Origin of the sequence: Sinorhizobium terangae (genome assembly GCF_009601505.1) — a bacterium.
Taxonomy (GTDB): domain Bacteria; phylum Pseudomonadota; class Alphaproteobacteria; order Rhizobiales; family Rhizobiaceae; genus Sinorhizobium; species Sinorhizobium terangae.
In genome coordinates this window covers 63,708-88,586 of sequence record NZ_WITC01000090.1, presented here as the reverse complement: position 1 = coordinate 88,586, position 24,879 = coordinate 63,708, and the positions used below count along the sequence as shown (strand labels likewise).

Genomic DNA, 24,879 nt, shown 5'->3' with positions numbered 1-24,879 from the left:
AGTGAAAGTTGCGCCGCTGATGTTGGGAGTTCCGGTGCGAACGCATGCTGGGGGCACCACTCATGACCGCTGAAGCCACTTCCCTACTCCCTCGTCTCGTTCAGGGTACAGCCGTCGCGCTTGTCGCGCTGTCGCTTGCCGGCTGCGCCGGCCAACAGAAGAAGGAGCTCACCACCGGCTCGATCCCGACGCTCTCGAAACCCGTGCAGTCGATGAACGCAACCGAACTGTCGCAGGCGGCAGAGAGCATAGGACAGGCCTATGAGCGCAATCCCAAGGATCGCGAGGCGGGCCTCAACTACGCCAACCTGTTGCGCATGACCGGCCGCAACGAGCAGGCACTTGCTGTCATGCAGCAGGTGGCGATCAACCATCCTTCGGACCGCGAGGTTCTGGGTGCCTACGGCAAGGCGCAGGCCGCAGCCGGCCAGCTCGAACAGGCATTGGCGACGATCAGCCGGGCGCAAACGCCAGACCGTCCGGATTGGAAGCTGAAATCCGCGGAGGGTGCCGTCCTCGACCAGCTCGGCCGGTCGTCGGAAGCGCGCCTCAGGTACCGCGAGGCCCTCGATCTTCGCCCCAACGAGCCCTCCGTGCTCTCCAATCTCGGCATGTCCTATCTGCTGACAAAGGATCTGAAGACCGCCGAGACCTATCTCAAATCGGCCGCCGATCAGCCCGGCGCCGACAGCAGCGTGCGGCAGAACCTCGCGCTCGCTGTCGGCCTCCAGGGGCGCTTCCAGGAAGCCGAAGCGATCGCCCGGCAGGAATTGACAGCAGAGCAAGCCGAAGCGAACGTCGCCTATCTGAGATCCATGCTGTCACAGCAGGGCGCCTGGAAGCAGCTCGCCAAGGCGGACGACGGAAACACGAACTAGCGCGGTCTTTTCACGCCTCGCGGCCACCCCCACCGTCATCCTCGGGCTTGACCCGAGGATCCATGCGCAAGCCTCCCAAGAGCCCGAAGACTTTTGCCAGCGTGGACCTACACCATGCAGAACGGGCTTGTATTTGGATCCCCGGGTCAAGCCCGAAGATGACTCCGCTGAGAGGCTGCGCGAACAACGGATTCGGTTACCAGTTCAAGGCGTTACGGCGATCTTTGTGTCGATAGGCGCCTCACATGAAACCGATGCGCCCTAAAACTTGTCCGCAACCTGTATCCCCGCCGGGCCCAAAATGACGGCGACGAGCACCGGCAGGAAGAAGAGGATCATCGGGACGGTGAGCTTCGGCGGCAGTGCCGCTGCCTTCTTTTCCGCCGCATTCATGCGCTGGTCACGGCTTTCCTGCGCCAGCACGCGCAGGGCCTGCGCCACGGGGGTGCCGTAACGATCGGCCTGGATCAGCGCCTGGGTCACCGACTTTACATCCTCGATGCCGGTGCGCAGGCCGAGATTTTCGAGTGCGACGCGCCGATCCGGCAGGAACGAAAGCTCGGCGGTCGTCAGCACCAGCTCTTCGGCGAGCGGCGGCGATTGCGCCGCGATCTCGTCGGCAACGCGACGCATGGCAAGTTCCATGGAGACGCCCGATTCGACGCAGATCAGCAGAAGGTCCAGCGCGTCGGGCCAGGCACGGCGGATCGAATGCTGGCGCTTGGAGACGGCATTGGCGATGAAGATATTCGGCGCGTAGAAACCGAGATAGGCGAAGCCGACGGCGAAGAGCAGCCTGAGCATCAATGGTTTGTCGGCAAAATTCCCCAGCACGAAGATGTAGACGACGGCAATGATCAGAAACATGAAAGGCAGGCAGAAGCGGGCAAAGAGAAAGGTATTGAGCGCGTTCTGCGATCGATAGCCTGCCGTCTTCAGGCGGTTGACCGTGTTGTCATCCACCAGCGCCTGCTTCAGGTTCAGCCGCTCGACGATCTGCCGCACCGAGGTGTTGTTCTGCGCCCTGAGGCTCGCCTTGCCGCTGGCAGCCTCGGCGTTCAGGCGTACGCGCTCGCGGGCGCGAATCTGTTCGCGTTCGGTCGCCACCGCTTTCATCCGCTTCGTCAGATCGCCTTGCTCGAAGAAGGGAACCACAAGCGAATAAAACGTCGCCAGCACCGCCATCGAGACCAGGACGGCAATGACGATGTTCGGATCTGTCAGCGTTTTTACCCAGGCATCCACCGAAGCATCCTCAAATGTCGAAATTGATCATGTTGCGCATCACGAAGATGCCGATGCTCATCCAGACGGCGGACACCCCCATGATGAGGTGGCCGCGCGGATCGGTGAAGAGGACCAACATGTATTCGGGCGACGTAAGATAGACGAGCGTCGCAACGATGACAGGCAGCGCGCCGATGATGCAGGCGGATGCCTTGGCCTCCATGGACAAGGCATTCACCTTCGCCTTCATCTTCTTGCGCTCGCGCAGGACCTTGGAGAGATTGCCGAGCGCTTCCGAAAGGTTGCCGCCCGCCTGTGCCTGAATGGCGATCACGATCGCAAAGAAATTCACCTCCGGCAGGGGAATGCTCTGGATCATGCGACCGCAGGCTTCCGGCACAGTGAGGCCCACCTGCTGGGAATCCACGACCCGACGGAATTCCGTCTTGACCGGCTCCTGTCCGTCGCTGGCAATCAGCCTCAGCGCGTCGTTCAGCGGCAGACCGGACTTGATCGAGCGCACCATGACATCGAGTGCGTTCGGGAACTCGTCCAGGAACTTCTTGCAGCGCCGCTTGATCATGAAGCCGACGATCCAGCGCGGCAAGCCGGCAGCGGCGATCAGCGCGACGCCGACGGCAATCAGCAATTTGCCGCTGGCAACGAATGTCAACAGAAACGCAAACAGGCCAAAAATGGCACTGAACACATAAAACTGCGGCACCGACATCGAGAGGTTGGCCTGCGCCAAGCGCATCTTCATCGACGGAGCGGCCTTCGCCGACTTTTCCTGCTGCTTCTTTTCGAGCTCCTTCAGCGAATCCTGGACGGATTTGCGCCGTTTCGACATCTCGGTGACGCGATCGCGTGCCGCCTTGATCTTGGTCCGGTCCGTCTCTGCAGCGCTGACCCGGCGGAAGCGGCCTTCGGCCTTCTTCTCGCTCTCGATGCGCGAGAAGAGCACACCGTAGGCGAGTCCAGCCGCCGCGACCGCGACGAGGCCAGCCAATGCCAGAACGGTGATGTCTACGCCGAACATCGTCGAACCTGTTCCTTTGCTCTAGCGGGGCGATGCGAAGTCGTTCTTCGCGCCTGTCCCGCTCTCGATCATTTCATTGTTTCCTTAAAACAGTGAAATGATCTAACTCTTTGAAATTAAGCGATTCCAGACGGAAAACCGCTACACGCTTTTCCTGGAATTGCCCTAGTTCTTTTCCATCGCGTCGAGCGTCGCGGCGAGCCGCTTGTCCTCGTTGAAATAGCGGGCGCGGTCCCAGAAATGCGGCCGGCCGATGCCGGTCGAAACGTGCCGGCCGATGATCCGGCCATTGGCGTCCTCGCCGTCCATCTCGTAGCGCATCAGGTCCTGCGTGATGATCACGTCGCCTTCCATGCCGACCACTTCGGTGATGTGCGTGATCCGGCGGGATCCGTCGCGCAGGCGCGAAGCCTGGATGATAACGTCGATCGAGCCCGCGATGATTTCCCGAACCGTCTTGGCCGGCAGCGTATAGCCGCCCATGGCAATCATCGATTCCATGCGGCTCAGGCACTCCCGCGGCGTGTTGGCGTGGATCGTGCCCATCGAACCGTCGTGACCGGTGTTCATCGCCTGCAGCAAGTCGAAGACCTCTGGTCCGCGCACTTCGCCGACGATAATGCGTTCGGGGCGCATGCGCAGGCAGTTCTTGATGAGGTCGCGCATAGTGATCTCGCCCTCGCCCTCGATGTTCGGCGGGCGGGTTTCGAGGCGCACCACATGCGGCTGCTGCAGCTGCAGTTCAGCCGAATCCTCGCAGGTGATGACCCGCTCGTCGCTGTCGATGTAGCGCGTGAGACAATTGAGCAGCGTCGTCTTGCCCGAACCGGTACCGCCCGAAATGACGATGTTGCAGCGGACGCGGCCGATAATCTGCAGGAGGACAGCACCCTCCGGCGTGATCGATCCGAAGCGCACCAATTGTTCGAGCGTCAGCTTGTCTTTCTTGAACTTGCGGATCGTCAGCGCCGTGCCATCGATCGCCAAGGGTGGGGCGATGACGTTGACGCGCGATCCGTCGGGCAGGCGCGCGTCGCAGATCGGGCTCGATTCGTCGACGCGGCGGCCCACCTGGCTCACGATGCGCTGGCAGATCGATAGCAATTGCGCGTTGTCGCGAAAGCGGATTTCCGATTCCTGCACCTTGCCGCCGACTTCGATGAAGGTCTGGCCAGCACCATTGACCATGATGTCGGCGATATCGTCGCGCGCAAGCAGCGGCTCCAGCGGCCCATATCCGAGTACGTCGTTGCAGATGTCGTCGAGCAGTTCCTCCTGCTCCGCGATCGACATCGCGAAATTCTTGATGGTGATGATATCGTTGACGATATCGCGAATTTCTTCGCGCGCGCTCTCGGTGTCGAGCTTTGAGAGCTGCGAGAGGTCGATCGTGTCGATCAGCGCAGAAAAGACCTGCGATTTGGTGTCGTAATAGTCCTCGTCCCTGGTCGCGCGCCGGCGCGCCGGCGGAGCCGCCGGTTGCGGACGGACCGGGGCGACAACGGCTTCGGCGATAACGGGCGCCACCGGTCGCTCCACAGCAATCGGCTGTGCGGCCGGCATGGGCGGCGGAACCACGGGGCTCGTTACACCAGCCTTGCCAAAACCTTCATTTCCGCGTTTGCCAAACATCACTTCAATCCGGTTGCTTCATTGCCTACCGCCCGCGGAGCCGGGCCAGCACCTTGCCGAGTCCCCCCTTGCGTGCCTTCTTGATCGTCGCGCGCCCGGTCAGGAGATGCGCCATCTGCGAGAAGGTCTCTGCGACCGGAGATTTCTTGTCGATTTCCGCGATCATGCGTCCGCTGTTGGAGGCGTTGCCGAAAAGAACCGCATCGAAGGGGATGATGGCGGCGGCTTCTAGCTCGAGCGACTCGCAGAACTCGTTCGGTGCGATTTCCGGCCGCTTCGGCATGCCCACCTGGTTGAGGATGAGGTGTGGCGCCTTGTCGTTCGGACGGATTTTCTTCAGCGCGTCGAAGAGGTTCTTGGTGTTTCTGAGGCTGGCGAGGTCCGGAACGGCCGTGACGACCACTTCGTCGGCCTCGGCCAGAACCGAGCGTGTCCAATCGGACCAGATATGCGGCACGTCAAGGACCGAGACAGGCGCGCTGCGCTGCAGAATTTCGAGGATCGGATGGAAGGCGCCTGCCTCGAAATCGTAAGCGCGATCGAGCATTGAAGGCGCGGCAAGCAAGGACAAATGCTCGGAACATTTCGTCAGAAGGCGGTCGAGGAAGACCTCGTCCAGTCTATCCGGTGCAAACACCGCTTCCGAAATGCCCTGCGGCGGATCCTGGTCGAAATCGATGTTCGCCGTGCCATATGGCAGGTCGAGATCGGCGAGGATGGTCTCCGTCGAAAACAGATTGGAAATGCCCCAGGCGCAATTGTGGGCGATGATAGACGAGCCGCAGCCGCCCTTCGCGCCGATGAAGGCAAGGCTGCGACCCAGAGGCTCGGCCTCGGGGTCGACGAAGATCGCCGAAACCGCCGTCAGGACATCCGCCATCGACACCGGGGCAACCATGTATTCTGAAATGCCGTGGCGGATCAGATCACGATAGAGCGCGATGTCGTTGTGGCGGCCGATAATGATCACCTTGGTGCTCGGATCGCAAACTTCCGCCAAGGGCGCGAGCTCGGCAAGCAACGAGCGCGGTTCGGTGGCGGCTTCCAGGATGATCAGGTTCGGGGTCGATACGCTGGCGAACATGTTTGCGGCGGCGGCGATGCTGCCGCCGGTGATCCGAAGGCTGACCTTCGCCATGCGGCGATCCTGGCCGCAACGCTCCATGAGCCGCTGCACCGTCTCGCTTTCGCAGAACGCATGAATCGAAATGCGCGGCAGCGGCCTCAACTGGTCGAGGTCGCCCGGGCGCGCCGCGTCGGCGGAAAAGTCCGCCGCTCCGCCGCTGTCGATGCTGTATTCAATGGCGCTCATCGCTTTTCCCCGGGCCCCGTCAATTGAAGATGATTGTCGTGCCGCCGTTGTCGGTGTCCGTGCCGCGCCAGGAGTTGATTACTTCGCCACGCTGCTCGGCATCGATCGGCGACATCTGGCGCGGGCCAATGAGATCCGTCGGATTGGATATCTGGGCGGCGAGATTGGACTGCGTGGCGCAACCGAAGTTGTAGTAGTTGCGGTTTTGGAGCGTGTTGAGCGTCAGATCCTCCGGCCACTCGCCGCAGGGTGCGGTCTGCGCGGCGATCGCGACATAGCTCAGGCGAATGGGCGCCGCATCGCCGGTTGCACCAGCTTCATATCCAGTTTCGATCACTCTTTTCGCCGGTATCCCGACCGCTGCCAACTGACGGCGGATATCCCTGCGGACGACTTGGGCGGCATGGCTGTTGGCCGATCCGCGCGGCAGCACGATCTGGATGACGCCGGTCGACGCATTGCGGTATTCCGCGGCAAATCCGCGGACGACGTCGCGCGTGCCCTGGGAGAGCCGCGTGTCGCCGGATGCGACGGGAATGTCGATAGTCCGCTCGGCCTCGGCGATGACGATCGGGTGCCGTGTACGATAATCGTCGGGGAGCGCGCCGGTCGCGAGCTTGTCCTTGGTGCCGCAGCTTGCAAGCAGTCCGGCGGCAATGGCGAGCGCGAGCATGGGAAGACGGCTTCGTTCGAGGAACATCCGGGTCTGCCTTTCAGGACTGTTCTGCGTGGCGTTTCGCTTGTTCATGACCCGACCTATTTGTAGATGAAGCCGACATTGCCGTGATAGCGACCGACAGGCGCCGGCGCCTCCGGACGTCCGTAGATCCGGTTGACGCGGCCGAGGAAGAAGCTGTCGAGATCGTTGGCCGGATTGAAATTATCGTCGGGACGCGAAATCGCGCTGCGGGCGACCGGACGCACCAGATAGGGCGTCGCGATGATGACGAGCTCCGTCTCGTTGCGCTGGAAATCCTTGCTGCGGAACAGCGTGCCGAGGATCGGGATTTTAGCGGCGCCCGGCAGGCCCGACATCGCCTGACGAATATTATCCTGGACCAGACCGGCGATGACGATGGAGCCGCCGGAGGGCAGTTCGACGCTCGTCGAAGCCTCGCGCCGGCGGATACCCAGGAAAGTATTGCCGGGTATGGCGTTTGCGCCGTTGCCCGTCACGACCGAGCCCTCATAGGTCGGCTCGGACACATCCGTCTCGATCGCCAGACTTATGCGACCGGGACCGAGAACGACGGGTTTGAAGTTCAATCGAATTCCATATTCGACATCGTTCACCTCGCGCGTAACCGTCGGTTCGCCCGTTGCGTCATCCTTCTTTACTTCCTGCACGCCCGACAGGCGGAATTCTCCGCCGACATAGAACTTGGCCTCCTGCCCGGAAATCGCGGTCAGACTGGGCTCTGCAAGCGTCCGCATGACGCCTGCCTGTTCCATGGCGTTGATGTAGCTCGAAATGGTCGTTGGACCGATCGATCCCTTGATGAGGGCATTGGCCCCTACACTGATCGCGTCACCAAGGTTGGCAGGATTGCGGAAACCGATACCGCTCTCGCCGTCCCCGACGCTGCCGTTGAAGCCGAGTTGCTTCAGCACCTGCCTGCTGACTTCGGCGACGGTCACCTTCAACGTCACCTGGTCGTCACCCTCGATCGTCAGCAAATTGACGATCTGGGAGGTTTGCCGGTCTTCGGCGAAGATATCCGCGTCGCCGTTGTTTCCCTGTGCGGTGATGTTGCGCGTCGTCGCCTCACCGCCTTTGAGGAAGGCCTGCGCCAAATCGACTGCCTTGGTGGAGTCGAGCGGCGTGCGGACGGTGCCGGTGAGGACGACGTTGTCCGAAACGATTTCGACGTTGATGTCCGCATCCGGAATGAAGCGGCGGAGATTCGCTTCGAGGCCGGCGACATCACGCTCGACCGCAATCTCAAGACTGACGATTTCCTCGCCGTTCGGCCCGAAGACGAAAATATTCGTCTGACCGACGGCCTTGCCGAACAAATAGATGCGCCGGGAGGTGCGGGTGACCGCATCGGCGAGCGACGGATCGGCGACCAGGATGTCGTGGGCATCCGTTGGGAGATCGACGACGACGGCCTTGTTGAGGCCGAGGCTGATTGTTTTTTTGACGCCCGGACCGCTGTTTGCGATTCTTACGACCGACGATGCGGCCGCCTCGGCCGCAGGCACGACCGGCAGTGCCATGCCCGAGAACGTCAGGCAGAACGACAGACCCGCTGCGATCGACGTCCGAAATATGTTTCCGTTCCGCTTCACCTTGCGCCCCGCTCGATCTTCATTTCTCGTTCTGGCCAGTGGCACCGTCGCTTTTGACGATGGAGCCCGATTTGATGAGCTGAATGCTCGGCTGGCCGTCACCGCTCAAAAGATAGTCTGCAGCGTTGGTATCGGCCTCCTGCGCATCGGCGACGCTGCGAAGCGCCAGCGAAATGCGCTCGGCCATCTGCTGTGCAACCGTCATGACCTTGGATTGATCGGGCGTCAGTTCCAGCGTCGCGGTGGTACCGACCACCGATTTCGAGCCGTCGTCCTTCTCTTCGACCTGCTGATCGATCGCCAGTACCCGGACGTTGCTCAGCACCGTCTCGGTCAGATAGACGCCGTCGTTATCGGACTTGCGCACCATGATGACGTCGACGCGGTCGTTCGGCAGGATGAAGCCGCCCGCGCCCGTGGCAACGGTGATTTCTGTCGCAACCGCCCGCTTTCCCGCAGGCAACAGCGACGACATGATGCGGCTCGAGGAATCGGCGATTTTTTCCTGGCGGACCGGCTCGCCGGTGAAGATCGGCAGGCGCACGACGGCGCCTGAAAGGTCTTCGACCGCACCCGGACGGTTTTCCTCGGTAATCAGTCCTTCGACGATGCCGTCTTTCGGCCAGGCCATCCAATGGATCGCGTCGGCTCCGAGCCGCGAACCAACCGGCAGGCTCTTGCTGGCGACCAGCACATTGACTGTCGGCGCCTGCTCGATGACTGGCTCGGCTGTTTGCGGCGCGGGACCACGGGTCAGCTTCATCGCGAGCAGTCCGGCCATGGCAGCCGAGGTCACGGCCACCGCCAGAATGATGATGCGCACCGGTTTCATGATCGTCCCCAAGCCCCAAGAATGCCCCTGGGCCAGATTGATCAGGAATTGGTGTAATTATGGTTAACGAGCCCGATACGGACGTGGTTAACGAATGCTTGCGTGGATTGATCTCACCAGCTGCGGGCGAGCATTTATGAAAGCTGCGCGAATGCAGCCTGCATCAGTGGCGATGAGGGATAGGCCGCAAAGCCACCAAGCGCGATGGCAACGCCGTACGGGATCTTCTTGGCAGTCAGAAGCAGGGCCGGTACCGGGATGCCGCTGGCGAGGATCGTGTTCTCCTGCTTGCGCAGGAACAGAACGGCGAGCGTCAGGATGCCGCCAAAAATGGATACGTAAACAAGGAACGCGACGAGCGAGACGTTGAGGCCGAACCAAATGGCGCTTGCGGTCAGGAGCTTGGCGTCACCTCCGCCCATAACGTTAAGCGCGAACAGGCAGAAGCAGACGGCAAAAACAGCGATAGCCGCCAAGACGTGAAGGCCGATCTGTCCAATGTCGAGCCCGGCGAAGGGTGCGACGACAATGAACGCGCCTATCAGGATGACCGACACCCGGTTCGGAATTGTCATCGTGAGAAGATCGGTGAAAGCCGCAAGGGTAAGGCAGAGCGGAAAAATGACCAAAATACAGGCAATTATCATGACGTCATCTACCGGTGTTATGTCATTCACCATCGGCGGCGCGGCTACGATAGCGCGTCCTTCCTAAAGAGGAGAGCCGCTTCAGCGGAAGCGGCTCTCCTCATTTGGAACTGATTGCCACGTTTTAGAACGCGCTTTCAGCCGTGGTCATCTTGTTACCAAGATCGACAAAGAGTGTGTTCAGCGTTCCGCCGAGTGACGTCGCGCCGGTGATCAGGGCAACCGAGATCAGAGCTGCGATCAAGCCGTATTCGATGGCAGTCGCACCGGTTTCGTCCTTCAGCAGGCGAGCGAAAATCGTCTTCATAGTGATTTTCTCCTGGTTCACTTGTTGTTCAGCACTTCCACCAACTGTCTGCCGTTGACGTGGCGTCATTCGAGACGAGGTGTCTCTCGGCATTCGCAGCGGCTGCGACTTAGAACTTGCCTTCAGCCGTGGTCATCTTGTTGCCGAGATCGACAAAAAGCGTGTTCAGCGTGCCGCCAAGCGACGTTGCGCCGGTGATCAGGGCGACAGAGATCAGAGCTGCGATCAGGCCGTATTCGATTGCCGTCGCACCGGACTCGTCCTTCATAAGGCGAGCGAAAATGGTCTTCATGGTGATTCTCCTACTTCACGTGTTTGTTGTTCAGCACTTCCGCCAACTGTTGCCGTTGATCGGATGAAAGGACGCTACAAGGGGCGAATTGCCATCGGCTTAAGGAAACCGGTTACCGTGAAGTTAAGCGGCCATCCCGCTTTCTTGGGTAAATGTGCAAGAAAGGGATGCCTTAAATTGCCGCGCATCCGGGTAACGGTTCATTCACCAAAAGAGGCGAAGATGCGCCGGACATCTCAGCAGGAAGCACCATGGACACGTTCCTCCCGCACAAGTGGATCGCCAGGCTCACATTCGGCGCAGCGCTCGTCGGCATGTTCGCGCCGTTCGCCACGCATGCGCAGGAACAGATGATGCGCGTGTATATGGATCACGCGCGCGTACTGAAGCTCGACCGGCCGGTCAGCAAGGTGATCATTGGTAATTCGGAAGTCGCCGATGCGACGGTCGCGGATTCGAAGACGATTGTGCTGACGGGGCGCAACTTCGGCACGACCAATCTCGTGATCCTTGACCAGGACGGAAACGCCATCGTCGATGAACGCATTCTGGTGTCGATCGACGAAGGCAATACAGTGCGTGTCTACAAGCAGACTTCGCGCACGGTCCTTTCCTGCACGCCCAACTGCGAGCGCCACGCCGAGCGCCAGGCATCGGCTGCAGGCGCCAACTGACACACCTGAAAAGAATTCAAGATCGCTAAAATTCTTCCGGTCATCGCAAACGAAAATTCAACGCTCCGCATTTATTTTTGACGGATCGGACGTGCATGACGGAACGGCGCAATGGCGACTGAGCGAAAGACATCATCTCTGCGGAACTGTGCGCTCCGCGGCCTGCTTCGGCGCTTTTTCGGCGATCGAAAGGGCGCGACGGCCATAGAGTTCGCGCTCCTGGCTCTTCCCTTCTTTGTGATTGTCTTCGCATCGATCGAAACCTTCGTCGCCTTTGCGGGCGAGCAACTGCTCGCCAACGCGACGGACACGCTGGCACGGAAAATCCGCACCGGGGAGATTACCTTCGAGGACAGCAGCAAGCCCGGCTTCAAGACGAAAGAGCAGTTCCGCCAGGCCTTTTGCGACGAGATCACGATCCTGATGCCCTGTTCGGCGACCGAAGTAAACGAGCCCGACAAGCTCTATCTCGATGTTCGAAATATCACGGATCTCACGCAGTTTCCGACTGCGGTTCCAAGGATTGGCTCCTCCTCGTCCTCCGATCTGGACACGAGCGGCTTCCAGTTCACGCCGGGAGGGGCCGGAGCGTTCACGATGGTGCGCGCCTACTATCGTTGGGAAGTGATAACCGACCTTGTCCGGCCCTATGTCACGAATCTCCGCCCTGCCGGCAGCAGCATGCCCCGGGATTTCCTAATGGTCGCAACTGCGACCTTCCGCAACGAAAATTACTGAGGTCGCCATGAGACGCTCGCCTGCATTTTCGTTTGCGCGGGGCATCTCGGGGTCGCTGACGGCGCTTGCTCGGGACCGGCGCGGCGTCGGTGCGGTGGAGTTTGCCATCATCGCGCCATTGTTGCTCATGCTCTACATCGGCGCCTTCGAGATTTCTCTTGGTTTCACCGTGGCCCGCAAGGTCGCGCGCGCATCGAGCGCCGTCGCCGACATCGTCTCCCGGCAGACCGACGTCAACAAAGCGCTGCTGGACAACATGAAGTATGTTGCCCTGAGCATCACGGCGCCGTACGACAGCACGGGCTATTCGCTGAAGATCACCGGCATACAGGTCACCGGCACCACCAGCGGGAAGGTCGTCTGGTCGCGGGACCAGAACGGCGCAACGCCCTATACCGTCGGCTCGACCGCCACCGTCCCGGCCGAACTCGACGCCGTGAACGCCTTCGTCGTACGCACGGAGCTTGTCGTGCCACACGACCTCCTGCTCTTTGCCCCGGGGCTCGAAGACAGCACGTTGAAGACGATCGATCTCTCCAAGACGTCCTATTATCGCCAGCGCTTTGGCGACACGATCAAATGCACGGACTGCTGACGACCGCTTCACGGCGTCAATTGCAATGCGCGCTTCCCCGCGCTATTCCTCCCGGATTGCGCGGATCGCTCCCCGCGCGGCAAGCAACACCGGATCGCGGCTCTTCCTGACGCGCTCCGGATAACCGGGTGTCTCATGGCGCGTGCATTCCTTTTCGTACTCGATTCCTTCGGCATCGGCGGCGCGCCGGACGCCGACGCCTTTGGCGACCTTGGGGCCGATACGCTCGGGCATATCGCCGAGTTCTGCGCGGCCGGCGCCGGTGATCGCGCGGGGCTGCGCGAAGGGCCGCTGCAATTGCCGAACATGTCCGCGCTCGGGCTGATGCACGCGGCGAAGCTTGCAACCGGGCGCCTGCCCGCCGGCATGCCGCTGCCGGAGCGGGTCTATGGCGTCTATGGCGCCGCCAGCGAAACCTCGCGCGGCAAGGACACGCCATCGGGCCATTGGGAAATCGCCGGCACGCCGGTGATGTTCGACTGGGGCTATTTCCCCTCGGAAGGAGACGCGTTTCCCGCCGAGCTCGTCGAGGCGATCTGCCGCGAGGGCGATATTCCCGGCATCCTCGGCAACTGCCATGCCTCCGGCACCGAAATCATCGCCCGGTTCGGCGAGGAGCATAGGCAGAGCGGAAAACCGATCTGTTATACCTCGTCCGATTCCGTCTTCCAGATCGCCGCGCACGAGCAGAGCTTCGGGCTCGATCGGCTGCTTGAACTTTGCCAGGTCGTCCGCCGGCTCGTCGACGACTACAGTATCGGCCGCGTCATCGCCCGCCCGTTCGTCGGCGATAACGCGCAGAACTTCACGCGCACCGGCAACCGCCGCGATTACTCGGTGCTGCCACCGGAGCCGACGGTTCTCGACCGCCTGAAGGAGGCCGGACGCAAGGTACATGCCGTCGGCAAGATCGGCGATATCTTCGCCCATCAGGGCTTGACAAAGCTCACCAAAGCCAATGGCAACATGGCGCTCTTCGATGCCAGCCTCGCGGCGATCGACGAGGCCGAGGACGGCGATCTCGTCTTCACCAACTTCGTCGATTTCGACATGCTCTATGGTCATCGCCGTGATGTCCCGGGTTACGCCGCCGCACTCGAAGCCTTCGACCAGCGCCTGCCGGATCTCGACCGTCGCCTCAAGCCGGGCGATATCGTCATCCTGACCGCCGATCATGGTTGCGATCCGACATGGCGGGGAACCGACCATACGCGCGAGCGTGTGCCGGTGCTGATGTTCGGTCCCTCGTTGCGCAGCCGCTCCTTTGGCGTCGCAAACACATTCGCGCATATCGGCGAGACGGTTGCCAGGCACCTTGGCATCGCGCCGGGCCCGCATGGGAGAAGCCTCATTTGACCCTTCACCTGAAGAAAGCCGAACTGCATTGCCACATCGAGGGCGCGACGCCGCCGGAGCTCGCGCTGAGGCAGGCAAGGAAATACGGGGTCGATACCAGCGCGATCATCCGCGACAAGGCCTATGTCTGGGACGATTTCACCAGTTTCCTGAAGTGCTACGACAGCGTCGCGTCGCTGTTTCGCACTGAGGGCGACTACGCGCTTCTGGCTGAGGCCTATCTGAGCGAGCTCGCCGAAGCGGGCACGATCTACAGCGAGATCATCGTTTCGCCGGACCATGGCAACACGGTCGGCCTCGGCGCGGACGCCTACATCGAAGGTCTTGCCGCTGGCATGGATGCGGCGAAGGCAAAGACCGGCATCGAATCGCGCATGCTGATCACCGGTATCCGCCACCTCGGACCGGAGGCGGTGATCAGGACCGCTGAATATGCAGCCAGGTTGCGGCATCCCCTCGTTACCGGCTTCAATCTGGCAGGCGAGGAACGGATGCACAGCGTCGCCGAATTTTCCCGCGCCTTCGATATCGTCCGCGACGCGGACCTCGGGCTGACGATCCACGCCGGCGAACTTTCCGGCGCTTTCAGCGTGCGCGATGCATTGGACCACGTGCGGCCAACGCGGATCAGCCACGGCGTGCGGGCGATCGAGGACGAAGACCTTGTGAAGCGGCTGGCGGACGAAGGCGTCGTTCTTGAAGTCTGCCCCGGCTCCAACGTTTCGCTACAGGTCTTCCCGGACTTCGCATCGCATCCTCTCAAGGCGTTGTACACAGCCGGTGTGCGCGTCACGCTCAACTCCGACGATCCGCCCTTCTTCCACACGTCGCTGGCGCAGGAATACGACATCGCGTCGACGGTCATGGGTTTCGAGGACAGCGAGATAAACGGGATGACGAGAACGGCGATCGAGGCCGCCTTCGTCGACGAGGCGACAAGGCAGAGATTGTTCGCCGCCCTCTAGACGGTCCCGGTCGGCGAAGGCTGGAAAGAGCGATACAATCACTTGCAGCTTCCGCTCTTTCCGTGGAAAAGAGGCCCATGTCCAAGTTATTAGGGGAAGAGCCATGGACGGCGTGACAGTCATCGATCATCCGCTTGTGCAGCACAAGCTGACCATCATGCGCAAGAAGGAAACGTCGACGGCAGGCTTTCGCAGGCTGCTTAGGGAAATATCGACGCTGCTCTGCTACGAGGTGACGCGCGACCTCGAACTCACCATGGAACGCATCGAAACGCCGATGATGGAGACCGACGCGCCCATTCTCGAGGGCAAGAAGCTTGTCTTCGCGTCGATCCTGCGCGCCGGCAACGGCCTGCTTGAGGGCATGCTCGAACTCGTGCCTTCAGCGCGCGTCTCGCATATCGGCGTCTATCGCGATCACGAGACGCTGCAGCCGGTCGAATATTATTTCAAGGCGCCGGACAGCCTGTCGGAGCGCCTCGTCATCGTCGTCGACCCGATGCTCGCCACCGGCAATTCCTCGATCGCGGCGATCGACAAGCTCAAGGAACGTGGTGCGAAGAACATCCGTTTCCTCTGCCTGCTCGCGGCGCCGGAAGGCATCCAGAACTTTCAGTCTACCCATCCGGATGTACCGATCTTCACGGCCGCGATCGACAGTCACCTTAATGAAAAGGGCTACATTATGCCCGGCCTGGGCGATGCGGGCGACCGCATGTACGGAACCAAATAGTTTCCCTTTCTTAACCACATCATAAGACTTGCGTGCAGCCGCCGGATTCCCGGCGGCTTTTTTGCATCCCGTTAGCGATCTTCTGTTCAGATGGAGAAGCGCGTGTGGTCGCCTGCGACACCGACTACAGAATCGATGCCGGAGAGCTGAGCAATGTTTGCACGTCTACTCGTCTTTGCCGGCGGCCTTGCTCTTGTCGCATTGGTCGTTCCCGACCTCGCTTCAAGCTATCTCGAAAGACGGAACGAAGCGACGGCTGAAGACGCTCAGCGCACCGCGCCCGCTACCGCCGCCAAATATGCGAGCGGCAAGAGCATCGTCCTTGAAGCCGATCCAACCGGTCATTTCTTCGGCACGTTCCGCATCAATGGACGGGCGGAACGGGGTCTCGTCGACACCGGCGCAAGCACAATTGCCATCAATGCTTCGGCTGCTCGTCGCTTCGGCATTTCCGTCGGCAGCCTCGCCTTCAGTGCGCGGGCGCAGACGGCCAACGGCATCGTCGAGGCAGCCTATGTCAGTCTGGATCGCGTCGAGATCGGCGGCATCACGCTCAAGGATGTCGATGCCATGGTCCTTCCCGACAAGGCGCTTTCCGGCATGCTCGTCGGCATGAGCTTCCTGAGCCGGCTATCGTCCTATCGTGTCGAGAACGGAGCGCTGTATCTCGTCAGGTGATGCGGGCGACAATGATCGGGCGCGGATCCGGCCTTCGGTCGGCGATCGTGTAGAGCGCCGCGACCTTTTTTGCTATATCGTCGGCCGTGTTGCGATCGGCCGCATGGACGAATGCGATCGGCTCGCCATTGCTCACTTTCGTCCCGAGCGGCTGCAGGCCCGAGAGGCCGACGCTGTGATCGATCCGGTCGTCTGGACGGGTTCGCCCGCCGCCGAGCGCAATCACCGCCATGCCGAGCTCGCGCGTCTCGCAGCTCGCAAGATAGCCGTCCCGGCTCGCCTCCACGGCCACCGCCACGGGCGCCCTTCTCAGATAGGCCTGCGGCCGGTCGACAAAGTCGGCCGGTCCTCCGAGCAGATGGACCATGCGGCCGAAACGCTCCATCGCGGCACCGCTTTCAAGCGCGTGACGCGCCATCGCTTCTCCCTGATCCGGATCGGGCGCCAGACCAGCGGCGACGAGCATCTCCGCGGCAAACGCCATGACGACTGTGTCAAGACGCGTGCCTTTTTTCTCGCCGCGCAGATAAGCAAGGCAGTTGTCGATTTCGAGCGCATTTCCCGCCGCGTCCGCGAGCGGCTCGTTCATGTCGGTGACCAGGGCCGACGTGCGAACGCCAGCACCGTTCGCGACATCGACGAGCGAGCGCGCGAGGATCTCGGTCTCGTCGGCATCGGTCAGGAACGAGCCGTTGCCGAGCTTAACGTCGAGCACAAGCGATTGGAGCCCTGCGGCAAGCTTCTTCGACAGAATGGAAGCGGTGATCAGCGGCACCGAATCGACCGTCGCGGTCACGTCGCGAACTGCGTAAAGGCGCTTGTCCGCGGGCACGAGATTCGCGGTCTGACCGATGATGGCGCAACCGACTTCGTCGACCACTTTGCGAAAGAGCGCCGGGTCAGGCTGAATGTTGTAACCCGGAATCGATTCAAGCTTGTCGAGCGTGCCACCGGTATGACCGAGGCCCCGGCCGGATATCATCGGCACCGCGGCACCGCAGCCGGCGACGATGGGTGCCAGCATCAGCGAAACATTGTCGCCGACGCCGCCGGTCGAATGCTTGTCGACGATCGGGCGACCCATCGCGCTCCAGTCGAGCGTGTCGCCGGAATCGCGCATCGCCAGCGTCAGCGCCACGCATTCGTCGCGGCTCATGCCGGAGAACCACACCGCCATCGCGAAGGCGGCAACCTGGCCTTCCGAGATGGAACCGTCGGCAATGCCCTTGACGAAGCCGGCGATCTCGGCCGCTTCGAGCTGGCCACCGTTTCTCTTCTGTCGGATGACTTCCTGTGGGAGCATGGTCAGGCCGCCGTTCAGGCTTCGCTCGCAATCATCTCTTTCAGGATCGCGGCCAGCCGCTTGCCGCCGACCGGCGCCATATCCTTCGTCTCGTGGTGGCTGAGTTCCGCGCCGGTCATGCCCGCGCCGAAATTGGTGATCACCGAGGCAGCGGCAACCCGCAATCCGAAGAACCGCGCCAGGATGACTTCGGGAACGGTGGACATGCCGACGGCGTCCGCCCCGAGAATGCGCGCCATCCTGATTTCGGCCGGCGTCTCGAAACTCGGGCCTGAGAACCACATGTAGACGCCGCTCTGGAGCGGAATGCCAAGCCGGGCCGCAGCCTTCTGCATCCGCTCGGCAAGCTCGGCGTCATAGGCATTCGTCATCCCGACGAAGCGAGCGTCGCCCTCGACGCCGATCAGCGGGTTGGAGCCGGAAAAGCCGATATGATCGGCGATGCGCATCACCGAGCCCGGGGGCATATCCTCCCGCAGCGATCCGGCCGAATTGGTCAGGATGAGGCTTTCGATGCCGAGCCGCTTCAGCGTCTCGATCGGCGCGCGCATCGCATTGGCGTCGCCCCGCTCGTAATAATGCGCGCGGCCGGAGAGCATCGCGACGGGCACGCCACCGAGCTTGCCCGCCACCAGTTCGCCGGCATGGCCGGAGACGCCGCCTGCCGGAAACCCCGGGATCTCTGCATAGGGGATGCGAACCGGCTTCTCCACGGCCTCGACCAGCGCACCTAACCCGGAGCCGAGCACAATCCCGTAGCGCGGCGCAAGGCCGCTGAGCTTTGTCTTCAGGTATTCCGCCGCTTCGCTCATCCGAGGATCTCTGTCTCAAAGCTGTGCGGAAGGAGGTCGGAGAGCGCCAGCGTCTTCTTCACGCCCGTCTCGTCGCAGAGATAGATGCGTGTGCTTGCGCCGGAGAATTCCGCCAACCGCTGCCGGCAGCCGCCGCAGGGCGGACAGAGCGCAAGCTTCTCGGCGATGACGGCAACTTCCATGATCTTGCGCTGACCGGCCATGACCATGTGGCTGATTGCCGTCGTCTCGGCGCACCAGCCTTCCGGGAACGACAGGTTTTCGATATTCGCGCCGGTATAGATCTTGCCGTCCTCCGCCCGGATGGCGGCACCTACCGGGAACTTGGAATAGGGCGCATGCGCCTTTGCCATGGCTTCACGCGCAGCGAGGAACAGATCGTTCTCCATCATTAGCGCTCCTTCACGTAAGGCACGCCACCCGCCTTGGGCGGAATGGCCTTGCCGATAAAGCCCGCAAGCAGGATGACCGTCAGAATGTAAGGCAGCGCCTGCATCAACTGCACCGGAACCTGGCCGACAAGCGGCAGAGGCGTGCCCTGCAAACGGATGGCAAGGGCATCGAGGAAACCGAAGAGCAGGCAGGCGAGCATGACGTTCTTGGGCCGCCACTTGGCGAAGATCAAGGCCGCAAGCGCGATGTAGCCCTTGCCCGCGGTCATGCCCTTGACGAAACCGGCCGTCATCGCCAGCGACAGGTAGGCGCCGGCGAAGCCGCAGAGAATGCCGCAGCAGATGACCGCGCGGTAACGCAGCCAGATCACCGATATGCCGGCCGTATCGACCGCTCCCGGATTCTCGCCGACGGCGCGCAGCCTCAGGCCGAAACGCGTGCGATAGAGGATCCACCAGCTTGCCGGCACCATGGCGAAGGCAAGGTAAGTGAGCAGGAAATGCCCGGAAAGCACATCCGCATAGATCGGCCCGAGGATCGGCACCTCCCGGATCGCGTCCGCCCCGGGGAAATTGATGATCTGGAACCTTGCGCCTTCGGCAAGCGCGGGCGTGCGGCCGCCCTGGCGGAACCAGGCCTCGCCTAGGATGACCGTGGAACCGGCGACGATGAAGTTGATCGCGACGCCCGAGACGATCTGGTTGCCGCGCTGGGTGATCGAGGCATAGCCGTGGACGAGCGACAGGAGCACCGAGATCAGGATCGCGGCGATGAGGCCGATCCAGACCGATTGGGTTACGGCGGCGACGGCGCCGGCCGCAAAGGCGGCACCCAGCATCTTGCCTTCGAGGCCGATATCGAACACGCCGGCCCGCTCGGTGAAGAGCCCGGCGAGCGCCGCAAAGATCAGCGGCACGGAGACCCGGATCGTCGATTCCAGGAGCACGACGAGGACGTGGAAGAAATCCATGGCTTCAGGCTCCCTTGGTCTGGACGACGGCGGCCGCGCGCTGGCCCCGCATCGCGAAGACACGGGTAATCGCGGGGCGGAACATGTTTTCGAGCGCGCCGGCAAAGAGGATGACGAGGCCCTGGATGATGACGATCATGTCGCGTGAGATCGACGGCATTTCGAACGCGATCTCGGCACCGCCCTGGTAAAGCACGCCGAAGAGGATCGCGGCAGGAATGATGCCGCCCGGATGAGAGCGGCCCATCAGCGCGACCGCGATACCGACGAAGCCTGCGCCCTGGACGAAATCGAGCTGCATGCGGAACTGTTCGCCCATGATCGGGTTCAGCGCCATCATGCCGGCAAGCCCGCCCGAGATCATCATGGCGATGACGGTGATGCGGCTTTCGCGGATGCCGGCATAACGCGCGGCGGAGGGGCTGTGGCCCATGGTCCGCATCTCGTAGCCGAGTTTGGTGCGCCAGATCAGCACCCAGACGGCAAAGGCGGCGGCCAGCGCCAGCAGGAAGGAGATGTTGAACGGCGCCGTCCCGATGTTCAGACCGAAGATCGACAGCAGCCAGTCGAGTTTCGGCAGTTGCCCGCCCTCGGCAAAGGTGCGCGTCTGCGGCGCCATCGACCCGAGCGGCTTGAGGACCCGCGTCAACAGGTAGACCATCAGGCTCGAGGCAATGAAGTTGAACATGATGGTGGTGATGACGATATGGCTGCCGCGCTTTGCCTGCAACCAGCCGGGCAGGAACGCCCAGAGCGCGCCAAAGAAGGCCGAACCGATGATCGCGATCGGGAAGACCACATACCAGGGCATGGTCTGGTCCAGCCAGAGGCAGGCGAGCGCCACCCCGATGCCGCCGACATAGGCCTGCCCTTCACCGCCAATATTGAAGAGCCCACAGTGGAACGCCACGGCGACGGAAAGACCGGTAAAGATGAAGGTCGTCGCATAGTAGAGCGTGAAGCCGATATATTCGCCACGACCGAAGGCGCCGTTGATCAGGTGATAGGCGGCCTCGAATGGATTTTCGCCGACGAGCAGGACGACAAGTCCGGCGACGATGAAGGCGACGGCAAGATTGATCAGCGGGACCAGACCGTACTCGACCCAGCCCGGAAGCTTTGCATAAGGCGTGCTCATTCCGCGGCCTCCTTGCGGCCTTCGACACCGGCCATCAGGAGACCGAGTTCGCCCTCGGTCGCATCGGGGCTGCGCTCGCCGACGACACGTCCGGCAAACATCACGAGAATGCGGTCGGAAAGCGCGCGGATCTCATCGAGTTCGACGGAGACGAGCAGGACGGCCTTGCCCTGGTCGCGCATTTCGATGATCCGCTTGTGTATGAACTCGATGGCGCCGACGTCGACGCCGCGGGTCGGCTGGCCGATGATCAGCACGTCCGGTCCGCGCTCCATCTCGCGTGCAAGCACGATCTTCTGCTGGTTGCCACCGGAGAAATTGGCCGTCTTCAACCGGGCGTTCGGCGGGCGGATGTCGTATTTGGCGATCTTCTCCTCGGCATCCTCGCGGATCGCGTCGATGTTCAGGAAGACGCCGTTCAGGTAGCGCGGATCGTTGTGATAGCCGAGGATGGCGTTCTCGCTCTCTTCGAACTTCAGGACGAGGCCGACATGATGGCGATCCTCCGGCACATGCGCCAGCCCGCGAGCCCTGAGCGCGGCAGGATCTCTATGGCCGGTCACATCGACGGACTCGCCGTTGAGCAGCACCGTTCCGGAGGTCCCCTTGCGAATGCCGGCGATCGCTTCGAGCAGTTCCGATTGGCCATTGCCAGCCACACCGGCAATGCCGACGATCTCGCCGGCCCGCACCTCGAAGGAGACGTCGTCGACCATGGTGACGCCGCGGCTGTCCTTGACGGTAAGCCCCTGCACCGAAAGTTTCACATCGCCCGGGGAGCTCTCCCCCTTCTCCACCCGGAGCAGCACCCGGCGGCCGACCATCAGCTCGGCAAGCTCCTCGACAGAGGTCTCGCGGGTATTGCGGGTCGCGACCATCTCGCCGCGCCGCATTACCGAAACCTCGTCGGTGATCGCCATGATTTCACGAAGCTTGTGCGTGATGAGGATGATCGTCTTTCCCTGGGCCTTGAGCTGCCCGAGGATGCGGAAGAGATGATCGGCTTCGGCCGGCGTCAGCACGCCGGTCGGCTCGTCGAGGATCAGGATATCGGCCTTGCGGTAGAGCGCCTTCAGGATTTCCACGCGCTGCTGGAGACCGACCGGCAGCTCCTCGATCAGCGCATCGGGATTGACCTCGAGCGCGTATTCCTTCTCCAGCCGCTTCAGTTCTTGCCGCGCCTTGGCGATGCCCTTGTTGAGAACCTGGCTGTCCTCGGCACCGAGCATGACGTTTTCGAGCACGGTGAAATTCTCGACCAGCATGAAATGCTGGTGCACCATGCCGATGCCGGCCGAGATCGCCGCATTCGGGTCGCGGATCGAAACCGGCCGACCATTCACGACGATCTCACCGCTATCGGCCTGATAGAAGCCATAGAGGATCGACATCAAGGTCGACTTGCCGGCGCCGTTCTCTCCGATAATGCCGTGGATCGTGCCTTTGCGAACCTTGAGATTGATATTCTTATTGGCGTGGACGGGGCCGAAACTCTTATCGATCCCACGCAATTCGATGGCAATATTGTCCATATTGGCCCTGCGATCCCCAATCTCGCCCTGCTTCGGTCTTCGTCCCAAACCGTGCCGGCAATTTTTTACCATTTGGTATAAGTTTATCATCGATTTTCGGGCGCGAAAGCCCTCAATCGCGATCTCCTTATACTCTCACCGGATCGCTGGTGAGAGTCCAGCGTGAATATACACAGCCGTATCAGGCAATTGTCGCTGTAAAACGGCGACGGGCCGATTCTTCACGCCAAGGCCGGCGGCCGCAAGAGCCGCAAGGCGTTCATGGTCACCAGAACGGTGGCGCCGGTATCCGCCAGGATCGCCGGCCAGAGACCGGTGACGCCGGCGATGGTGGTGACGAGGAAGACGGCTTTCAAGCCCAGCGCCATGCCGATGTTCTGGTAGATATTGCGCATCGTCGCCCGCGAAAGCCTGACCATGGCGGCGATGTCGGAAACGCGCGCATGCAACGAGGCGGCGTCGGCGGTTTCGAGGGCAACATCCGTTCCACCGCCCATGGCAATACCGACATCGGCTGCTGCGAGCGCCGGCGCGTCATTGATGCCATCGCCTATCTTGGCAACGTGCAGCCCCTCGGTTTTCAGCGTGGCAACGATGCGCTGCTTATCCTCCGGCAGGAGCCCGGCACGGACCTCCATTCCAAGCGGGCGGCCGATCACCTCGGCCGTGCGGCGGTTGTCGCCCGTCAGCATGACGACGCGGATACCGGCGTCGCTCAGCGCTTTCACGCCCTTCGCTGCGTCGGCACGGGGCTCGTCGCGCATTGCCAGCGCCCCCGCGGCGCGGCCATCGACGACCAGCACGGAAACGGTTTTTCCCTCATCGTGAAGGCTCGCGATCCGCAGCTTCTCAGCCGCGGAGAGTGGCACGCGCTCCTCGGCTGCCTGTGGCGAACCGAGGAAAAGCATAACCCCGTCGACTGAGCCCTCGATTCCTTTGCCGCCGATCGACCTGGCGCTTGCGACCGGGGACAGCAGCAACCCGTCGGCATCGACGCGGTTGCGGATAGCCAGTGCAAGCGGATGCCTGGAACCCTGTTCAAGCGCGGCCGCATACCGAAGGATTTCCGCTTCCGCCAGGCCGAAGCCGACGACATCGGTGACCTTCGGCTTGCCTTCGGTAAGCGTGCCGGTCTTGTCGAAGGCGGCGGCGGTGATCCGGCCGATGCTTTCGAGGACGGCCCCGCCCTTCATCAACAGACCGCGTCGCGCACCGGCCGAGAGGCTCGCGGCGATCGCCGCCGGCGTCGATATCACCAGTGCGCAGGGGCAACCGATGAGCAGGATCGCGAGTCCCTTGTAGATCCAATCGCTCCAGGCCGCACCCCAGAGCAGTGGCGGCATCACCGCAACCAACGCGGCGACGATGACGACTGCCGGCGTGTAGTAGCGGGAGAAGCGGTCGATGAAACGCTCCGTCGGCGCCTTCATCTCCTGCGCTTCCTCAACCAGCCGGATGACGCGTGCAATGGTGTTGTCGGCGGAAGCGGCAGTGACGCGCACACGCAGCGCGCCGTCGCCATTGACAGTGCCGGCGAATACGCTGTCGCCCTCTTCCTTGCGAACGGGCGTGCTTTCCCCGGTCACCGGCGCTTCGTCCACCATGCTTTCGCCGGAAACAATCGCGCCGTCGGCCGGAATTCTGTCGCCCGGCCGCACGAGGATCGTCGCCCCGACCGGCAAGCTCTCGGCCGGGACCTCGCTTGTCCGGCCGTCAATCTCGATGAGTGCCGATTTCGGCACGAGCGCAGTCAGCGACTGGATGCTCGCGCGAGCCTTGCTGGCGGCGACGCCTTCCAGAAGCTCGCCAATCAGGAAGAGGAAAACGACCATCGCCGCTTCCTCGGTGGCGCCTATGAAGACCGCCCCGACGGCGGCAACGGTCATCAGCGTCTCGATCGAGAAGGGCGTGCCGGCAAGTGCTGCCATCAGCGCGCGTCTTGCAATCGGCACGAGGCCGACGAGCATGGCGAGCGTGAAAATCCAGGGCTCGGTCGCCGGTAGAAACTTGCCGGCACCATAGGCGACAGCGAGCGCGAGGCCGCAGGCAACGACAAGCTGTCCCTTGGCCGTCCTCCACCAGGGGCCGGCGGCAAAGGATCCACGGTCATGACTTTCGCTGAACACAGGGCGAGCCGTGCCGGAATGCCGATGGGGCGGTTCGCCCGCTGACGGATGGTGGTCGTGCCCGTGCGCGTGGTCGCAGCAGCCATGGTCGCCAGCGCCGGATGGCTTGCCGACCGTCGCGCCGGCGAGCGGCAGGAGCCGGTAGCCGAGGCCGCCGACCTTGCGCACGATCGCCGGGCCGACTTCGTGCCCGTCCGCATGACGAACGGTCATTGTGCCTGCGCTCACCGACACGCTGACATCCTGCACACCGCCCACGCGCCGCACGGCGGTATCGATCTTGGCCGCGCAGGACGCGCAATCCATACCCTCGATGCGATATCTGCTTTCCTGAACGTTGCCCGCCATTCCTTGCTCCTTGTGAAACCTGGAAGCAGGCTACGACCTCTAGTGGCTAGAGGTTCAAGA

Annotated in this window: 25 protein-coding genes; 8 read left to right on the top strand and 17 right to left on the bottom strand. The window is 62.2% G+C overall.

From position 1 onward, the window contains the following. The first annotated feature begins 62 nt into the window (after positions 1-62). Positions 63-878: a tetratricopeptide repeat protein gene (locus GHK62_RS21580; RefSeq protein ID WP_153441133.1), complete on the top strand. Its 816-nt coding sequence runs from the start codon at positions 63-65 to the stop codon at positions 876-878. Between the two features lie 261 nt (positions 879-1,139). On the opposite strand, the gene GHK62_RS21575 is transcribed toward GHK62_RS21580, so the two are convergent. From GHK62_RS21575 to GHK62_RS21530, 10 genes are all read right to left on the bottom strand, one after another. Next, on the bottom strand, positions 1,140-2,063 hold the full coding sequence (locus tag GHK62_RS21575) for a type II secretion system F family protein (RefSeq protein ID WP_153441205.1): 924 nt from the start codon (positions 2,061-2,063) through the stop codon (positions 1,140-1,142). A 70-nt stretch (positions 2,064-2,133) separates the two neighbouring features. Then, positions 2,134-3,144 (bottom strand): type II secretion system F family protein, encoded by a 1,011-nt coding sequence (locus tag GHK62_RS21570; RefSeq protein ID WP_153441132.1) that lies wholly within the window; start codon positions 3,142-3,144, stop codon positions 2,134-2,136. Positions 3,145-3,309: 165 nt separating this feature from the next. Next, a complete protein-coding gene (locus tag GHK62_RS21565; protein ID WP_167528320.1) occupies positions 3,310-4,776 on the bottom strand; it encodes a TadA family conjugal transfer-associated ATPase in 1,467 nt (488 codons plus the stop codon). Positions 4,777-4,801: 25 nt separating this feature from the next. Then, on the bottom strand, positions 4,802-6,088 hold the full coding sequence (locus GHK62_RS21560) for a CpaE/TadZ family protein (RefSeq protein ID WP_153441131.1): 1,287 nt from the start codon (positions 6,086-6,088) through the stop codon (positions 4,802-4,804). A 19-nt stretch (positions 6,089-6,107) separates the two neighbouring features. Further along, positions 6,108-6,836, bottom strand: a complete 729-nt coding sequence (locus tag GHK62_RS21555) for a CpaD family pilus assembly protein (protein ID WP_153441130.1) — start codon at positions 6,834-6,836, stop codon at positions 6,108-6,110. A gap of 8 nt (positions 6,837-6,844) precedes the next feature. Continuing rightward, positions 6,845-8,308 (bottom strand): type II and III secretion system protein family protein, encoded by a 1,464-nt coding sequence (locus tag GHK62_RS21550; RefSeq protein ID WP_234886990.1) that lies wholly within the window; start codon positions 8,306-8,308, stop codon positions 6,845-6,847. 91 nt (positions 8,309-8,399) lie between these two features. Beyond that, the gene (gene cpaB / locus GHK62_RS21545) at positions 8,400-9,212 is read right to left on the bottom strand and encodes a Flp pilus assembly protein CpaB (protein ID WP_153441129.1); all 813 of its coding nucleotides are present in this window, start codon (positions 9,210-9,212) and stop codon (positions 8,400-8,402) included. 134 nt (positions 9,213-9,346) lie between these two features. Further along, on the bottom strand, positions 9,347-9,859 hold the full coding sequence (locus GHK62_RS21540) for an A24 family peptidase (protein ID WP_153441128.1): 513 nt from the start codon (positions 9,857-9,859) through the stop codon (positions 9,347-9,349). A 124-nt stretch (positions 9,860-9,983) separates the two neighbouring features. Continuing rightward, positions 9,984-10,166 carry a Flp family type IVb pilin gene (locus GHK62_RS21535; protein WP_153441127.1) on the bottom strand — a complete coding sequence of 61 codons (183 nt, stop codon included), beginning with the start codon at positions 10,164-10,166 and terminating at the stop codon, positions 9,984-9,986. Between the two features lie 109 nt (positions 10,167-10,275). After that, the gene (locus GHK62_RS21530; RefSeq protein ID WP_153441126.1) at positions 10,276-10,458 is read right to left on the bottom strand and encodes a Flp family type IVb pilin; all 183 of its coding nucleotides are present in this window, start codon (positions 10,456-10,458) and stop codon (positions 10,276-10,278) included. A 314-nt stretch (positions 10,459-10,772) separates the two neighbouring features. On the opposite strand from GHK62_RS21530, the gene GHK62_RS21525 reads away from it, so the two are divergent. The 7 genes from GHK62_RS21525 to GHK62_RS21495 all read left to right on the top strand — a co-directional run bounded on the left by GHK62_RS21525 (position 10,773) and on the right by GHK62_RS21495 (position 16,197). Continuing rightward, positions 10,773-11,132, top strand: coding sequence for a pilus assembly protein N-terminal domain-containing protein (locus GHK62_RS21525; RefSeq protein WP_234886989.1), 360 nt, complete (start codon positions 10,773-10,775; stop codon positions 11,130-11,132). 111 nt (positions 11,133-11,243) lie between these two features. Continuing rightward, the gene (locus tag GHK62_RS21520; protein ID WP_153441124.1) at positions 11,244-11,870 is read left to right on the top strand and encodes a TadE/TadG family type IV pilus assembly protein; all 627 of its coding nucleotides are present in this window, start codon (positions 11,244-11,246) and stop codon (positions 11,868-11,870) included. A gap of 7 nt (positions 11,871-11,877) precedes the next feature. Further along, a complete protein-coding gene (locus GHK62_RS21515) occupies positions 11,878-12,465 on the top strand; it encodes a TadE/TadG family type IV pilus assembly protein (RefSeq protein WP_153441123.1) in 588 nt (195 codons plus the stop codon). Positions 12,466-12,600: 135 nt separating this feature from the next. Beyond that, the gene (locus GHK62_RS21510; RefSeq protein ID WP_153441122.1) at positions 12,601-13,821 is read left to right on the top strand and encodes a phosphopentomutase; all 1,221 of its coding nucleotides are present in this window, start codon (positions 12,601-12,603) and stop codon (positions 13,819-13,821) included. Beyond that, positions 13,818-14,786: an adenosine deaminase gene (locus GHK62_RS21505; RefSeq protein ID WP_153441121.1), complete on the top strand. Its 969-nt coding sequence runs from the start codon at positions 13,818-13,820 to the stop codon at positions 14,784-14,786. The genes GHK62_RS21510 and GHK62_RS21505 overlap by 4 nt, the downstream gene beginning before the upstream one ends. A 103-nt stretch (positions 14,787-14,889) precedes the next feature. Continuing rightward, a complete protein-coding gene (gene upp / locus GHK62_RS21500; protein ID WP_153441120.1) occupies positions 14,890-15,519 on the top strand; it encodes a uracil phosphoribosyltransferase in 630 nt (209 codons plus the stop codon). Between the two features lie 153 nt (positions 15,520-15,672). After that, positions 15,673-16,197, top strand: coding sequence for a retropepsin-like aspartic protease family protein (locus GHK62_RS21495; RefSeq protein WP_153441119.1), 525 nt, complete (start codon positions 15,673-15,675; stop codon positions 16,195-16,197). Here GHK62_RS21495 and deoA read toward each other — a convergent pair. The 7 genes from deoA to GHK62_RS21460 all read right to left on the bottom strand — a co-directional run bounded on the left by deoA (position 16,190) and on the right by GHK62_RS21460 (position 24,819). Continuing rightward, the gene (deoA, locus tag GHK62_RS21490) at positions 16,190-17,506 is read right to left on the bottom strand and encodes a thymidine phosphorylase (protein ID WP_153441202.1); all 1,317 of its coding nucleotides are present in this window, start codon (positions 17,504-17,506) and stop codon (positions 16,190-16,192) included. The genes GHK62_RS21495 and deoA overlap by 8 nt on opposite strands. A gap of 8 nt (positions 17,507-17,514) precedes the next feature. Continuing rightward, positions 17,515-18,312 carry a purine-nucleoside phosphorylase gene (locus GHK62_RS21485; RefSeq protein ID WP_153441118.1) on the bottom strand — a complete coding sequence of 266 codons (798 nt, stop codon included), beginning with the start codon at positions 18,310-18,312 and terminating at the stop codon, positions 17,515-17,517. Beyond that, positions 18,309-18,701 carry a cytidine deaminase gene (locus GHK62_RS21480; RefSeq protein WP_184108395.1) on the bottom strand — a complete coding sequence of 131 codons (393 nt, stop codon included), beginning with the start codon at positions 18,699-18,701 and terminating at the stop codon, positions 18,309-18,311. Before GHK62_RS21480 ends, GHK62_RS21485 begins: the two co-directional genes overlap by 4 nt. Positions 18,702-18,703: 2 nt before the next feature. Then, the gene (locus tag GHK62_RS21475) at positions 18,704-19,675 is read right to left on the bottom strand and encodes an ABC transporter permease (RefSeq protein ID WP_153441116.1); all 972 of its coding nucleotides are present in this window, start codon (positions 19,673-19,675) and stop codon (positions 18,704-18,706) included. 4 nt (positions 19,676-19,679) lie between these two features. Then, positions 19,680-20,813 (bottom strand): ABC transporter permease, encoded by a 1,134-nt coding sequence (locus GHK62_RS21470; protein ID WP_153441115.1) that lies wholly within the window; start codon positions 20,811-20,813, stop codon positions 19,680-19,682. Next, a complete protein-coding gene (locus GHK62_RS21465; protein WP_153441114.1) occupies positions 20,810-22,345 on the bottom strand; it encodes an ABC transporter ATP-binding protein in 1,536 nt (511 codons plus the stop codon). The genes GHK62_RS21470 and GHK62_RS21465 overlap by 4 nt, the downstream gene beginning before the upstream one ends. 221 nt (positions 22,346-22,566) lie before the next feature. Then, positions 22,567-24,819, bottom strand: a complete 2,253-nt coding sequence (locus tag GHK62_RS21460; RefSeq protein WP_153441113.1) for a heavy metal translocating P-type ATPase — start codon at positions 24,817-24,819, stop codon at positions 22,567-22,569. Between the last annotated feature and the right edge of the window lie 60 nt (positions 24,820-24,879).

Coding starts and splice junctions, on each gene's coding strand:
- GHK62_RS21580 (WP_153441133.1), top strand. CDS start 63: ATGACCGCTGAAGCCACTTCCCTACTCCCTCGTCTCGTTCAGGGTACA.
- GHK62_RS21575 (WP_153441205.1), bottom strand. CDS start 2,063: ATGGCGGTGCTGGCGACGTTTTATTCGCTTGTGGTTCCCTTCTTCGAG.
- GHK62_RS21570 (WP_153441132.1), bottom strand. CDS start 3,144: ATGTTCGGCGTAGACATCACCGTTCTGGCATTGGCTGGCCTCGTCGCG.
- GHK62_RS21565 (WP_167528320.1), bottom strand. CDS start 4,776: ATGTTTGGCAAACGCGGAAATGAAGGTTTTGGCAAGGCTGGTGTAACG.
- GHK62_RS21560 (WP_153441131.1), bottom strand. CDS start 6,088: ATGAGCGCCATTGAATACAGCATCGACAGCGGCGGAGCGGCGGACTTT.
- GHK62_RS21555 (WP_153441130.1), bottom strand. CDS start 6,836: ATGAACAAGCGAAACGCCACGCAGAACAGTCCTGAAAGGCAGACCCGG.
- GHK62_RS21550 (WP_234886990.1), bottom strand. CDS start 8,308: ATGGCACTGCCGGTCGTGCCTGCGGCCGAGGCGGCCGCATCGTCGGTC.
- cpaB (WP_153441129.1), bottom strand. CDS start 9,212: ATGAAACCGGTGCGCATCATCATTCTGGCGGTGGCCGTGACCTCGGCT.
- GHK62_RS21540 (WP_153441128.1), bottom strand. CDS start 9,859: ATGATAATTGCCTGTATTTTGGTCATTTTTCCGCTCTGCCTTACCCTT.
- GHK62_RS21535 (WP_153441127.1), bottom strand. CDS start 10,166: ATGAAGACGATTTTCGCTCGCCTGCTGAAGGACGAAACCGGTGCGACT.
- GHK62_RS21530 (WP_153441126.1), bottom strand. CDS start 10,458: ATGAAGACCATTTTCGCTCGCCTTATGAAGGACGAGTCCGGTGCGACG.
- GHK62_RS21525 (WP_234886989.1), top strand. CDS start 10,773: ATGTTCGCGCCGTTCGCCACGCATGCGCAGGAACAGATGATGCGCGTG.
- GHK62_RS21520 (WP_153441124.1), top strand. CDS start 11,244: ATGGCGACTGAGCGAAAGACATCATCTCTGCGGAACTGTGCGCTCCGC.
- GHK62_RS21515 (WP_153441123.1), top strand. CDS start 11,878: ATGAGACGCTCGCCTGCATTTTCGTTTGCGCGGGGCATCTCGGGGTCG.
- GHK62_RS21510 (WP_153441122.1), top strand. CDS start 12,601: ATGGCGCGTGCATTCCTTTTCGTACTCGATTCCTTCGGCATCGGCGGC.
- upp (WP_153441120.1), top strand. CDS start 14,890: ATGGACGGCGTGACAGTCATCGATCATCCGCTTGTGCAGCACAAGCTG.
- GHK62_RS21495 (WP_153441119.1), top strand. CDS start 15,673: ATGTTTGCACGTCTACTCGTCTTTGCCGGCGGCCTTGCTCTTGTCGCA.
- GHK62_RS21485 (WP_153441118.1), bottom strand. CDS start 18,312: ATGAGCGAAGCGGCGGAATACCTGAAGACAAAGCTCAGCGGCCTTGCG.
- GHK62_RS21480 (WP_184108395.1), bottom strand. CDS start 18,701: ATGGAGAACGATCTGTTCCTCGCTGCGCGTGAAGCCATGGCAAAGGCG.
- GHK62_RS21475 (WP_153441116.1), bottom strand. CDS start 19,675: ATGGATTTCTTCCACGTCCTCGTCGTGCTCCTGGAATCGACGATCCGG.
- GHK62_RS21470 (WP_153441115.1), bottom strand. CDS start 20,813: ATGAGCACGCCTTATGCAAAGCTTCCGGGCTGGGTCGAGTACGGTCTG.
- GHK62_RS21465 (WP_153441114.1), bottom strand. CDS start 22,345: ATGGACAATATTGCCATCGAATTGCGTGGGATCGATAAGAGTTTCGGC.
- GHK62_RS21460 (WP_153441113.1), bottom strand. CDS start 24,819: ATGGCGGGCAACGTTCAGGAAAGCAGATATCGCATCGAGGGTATGGAT.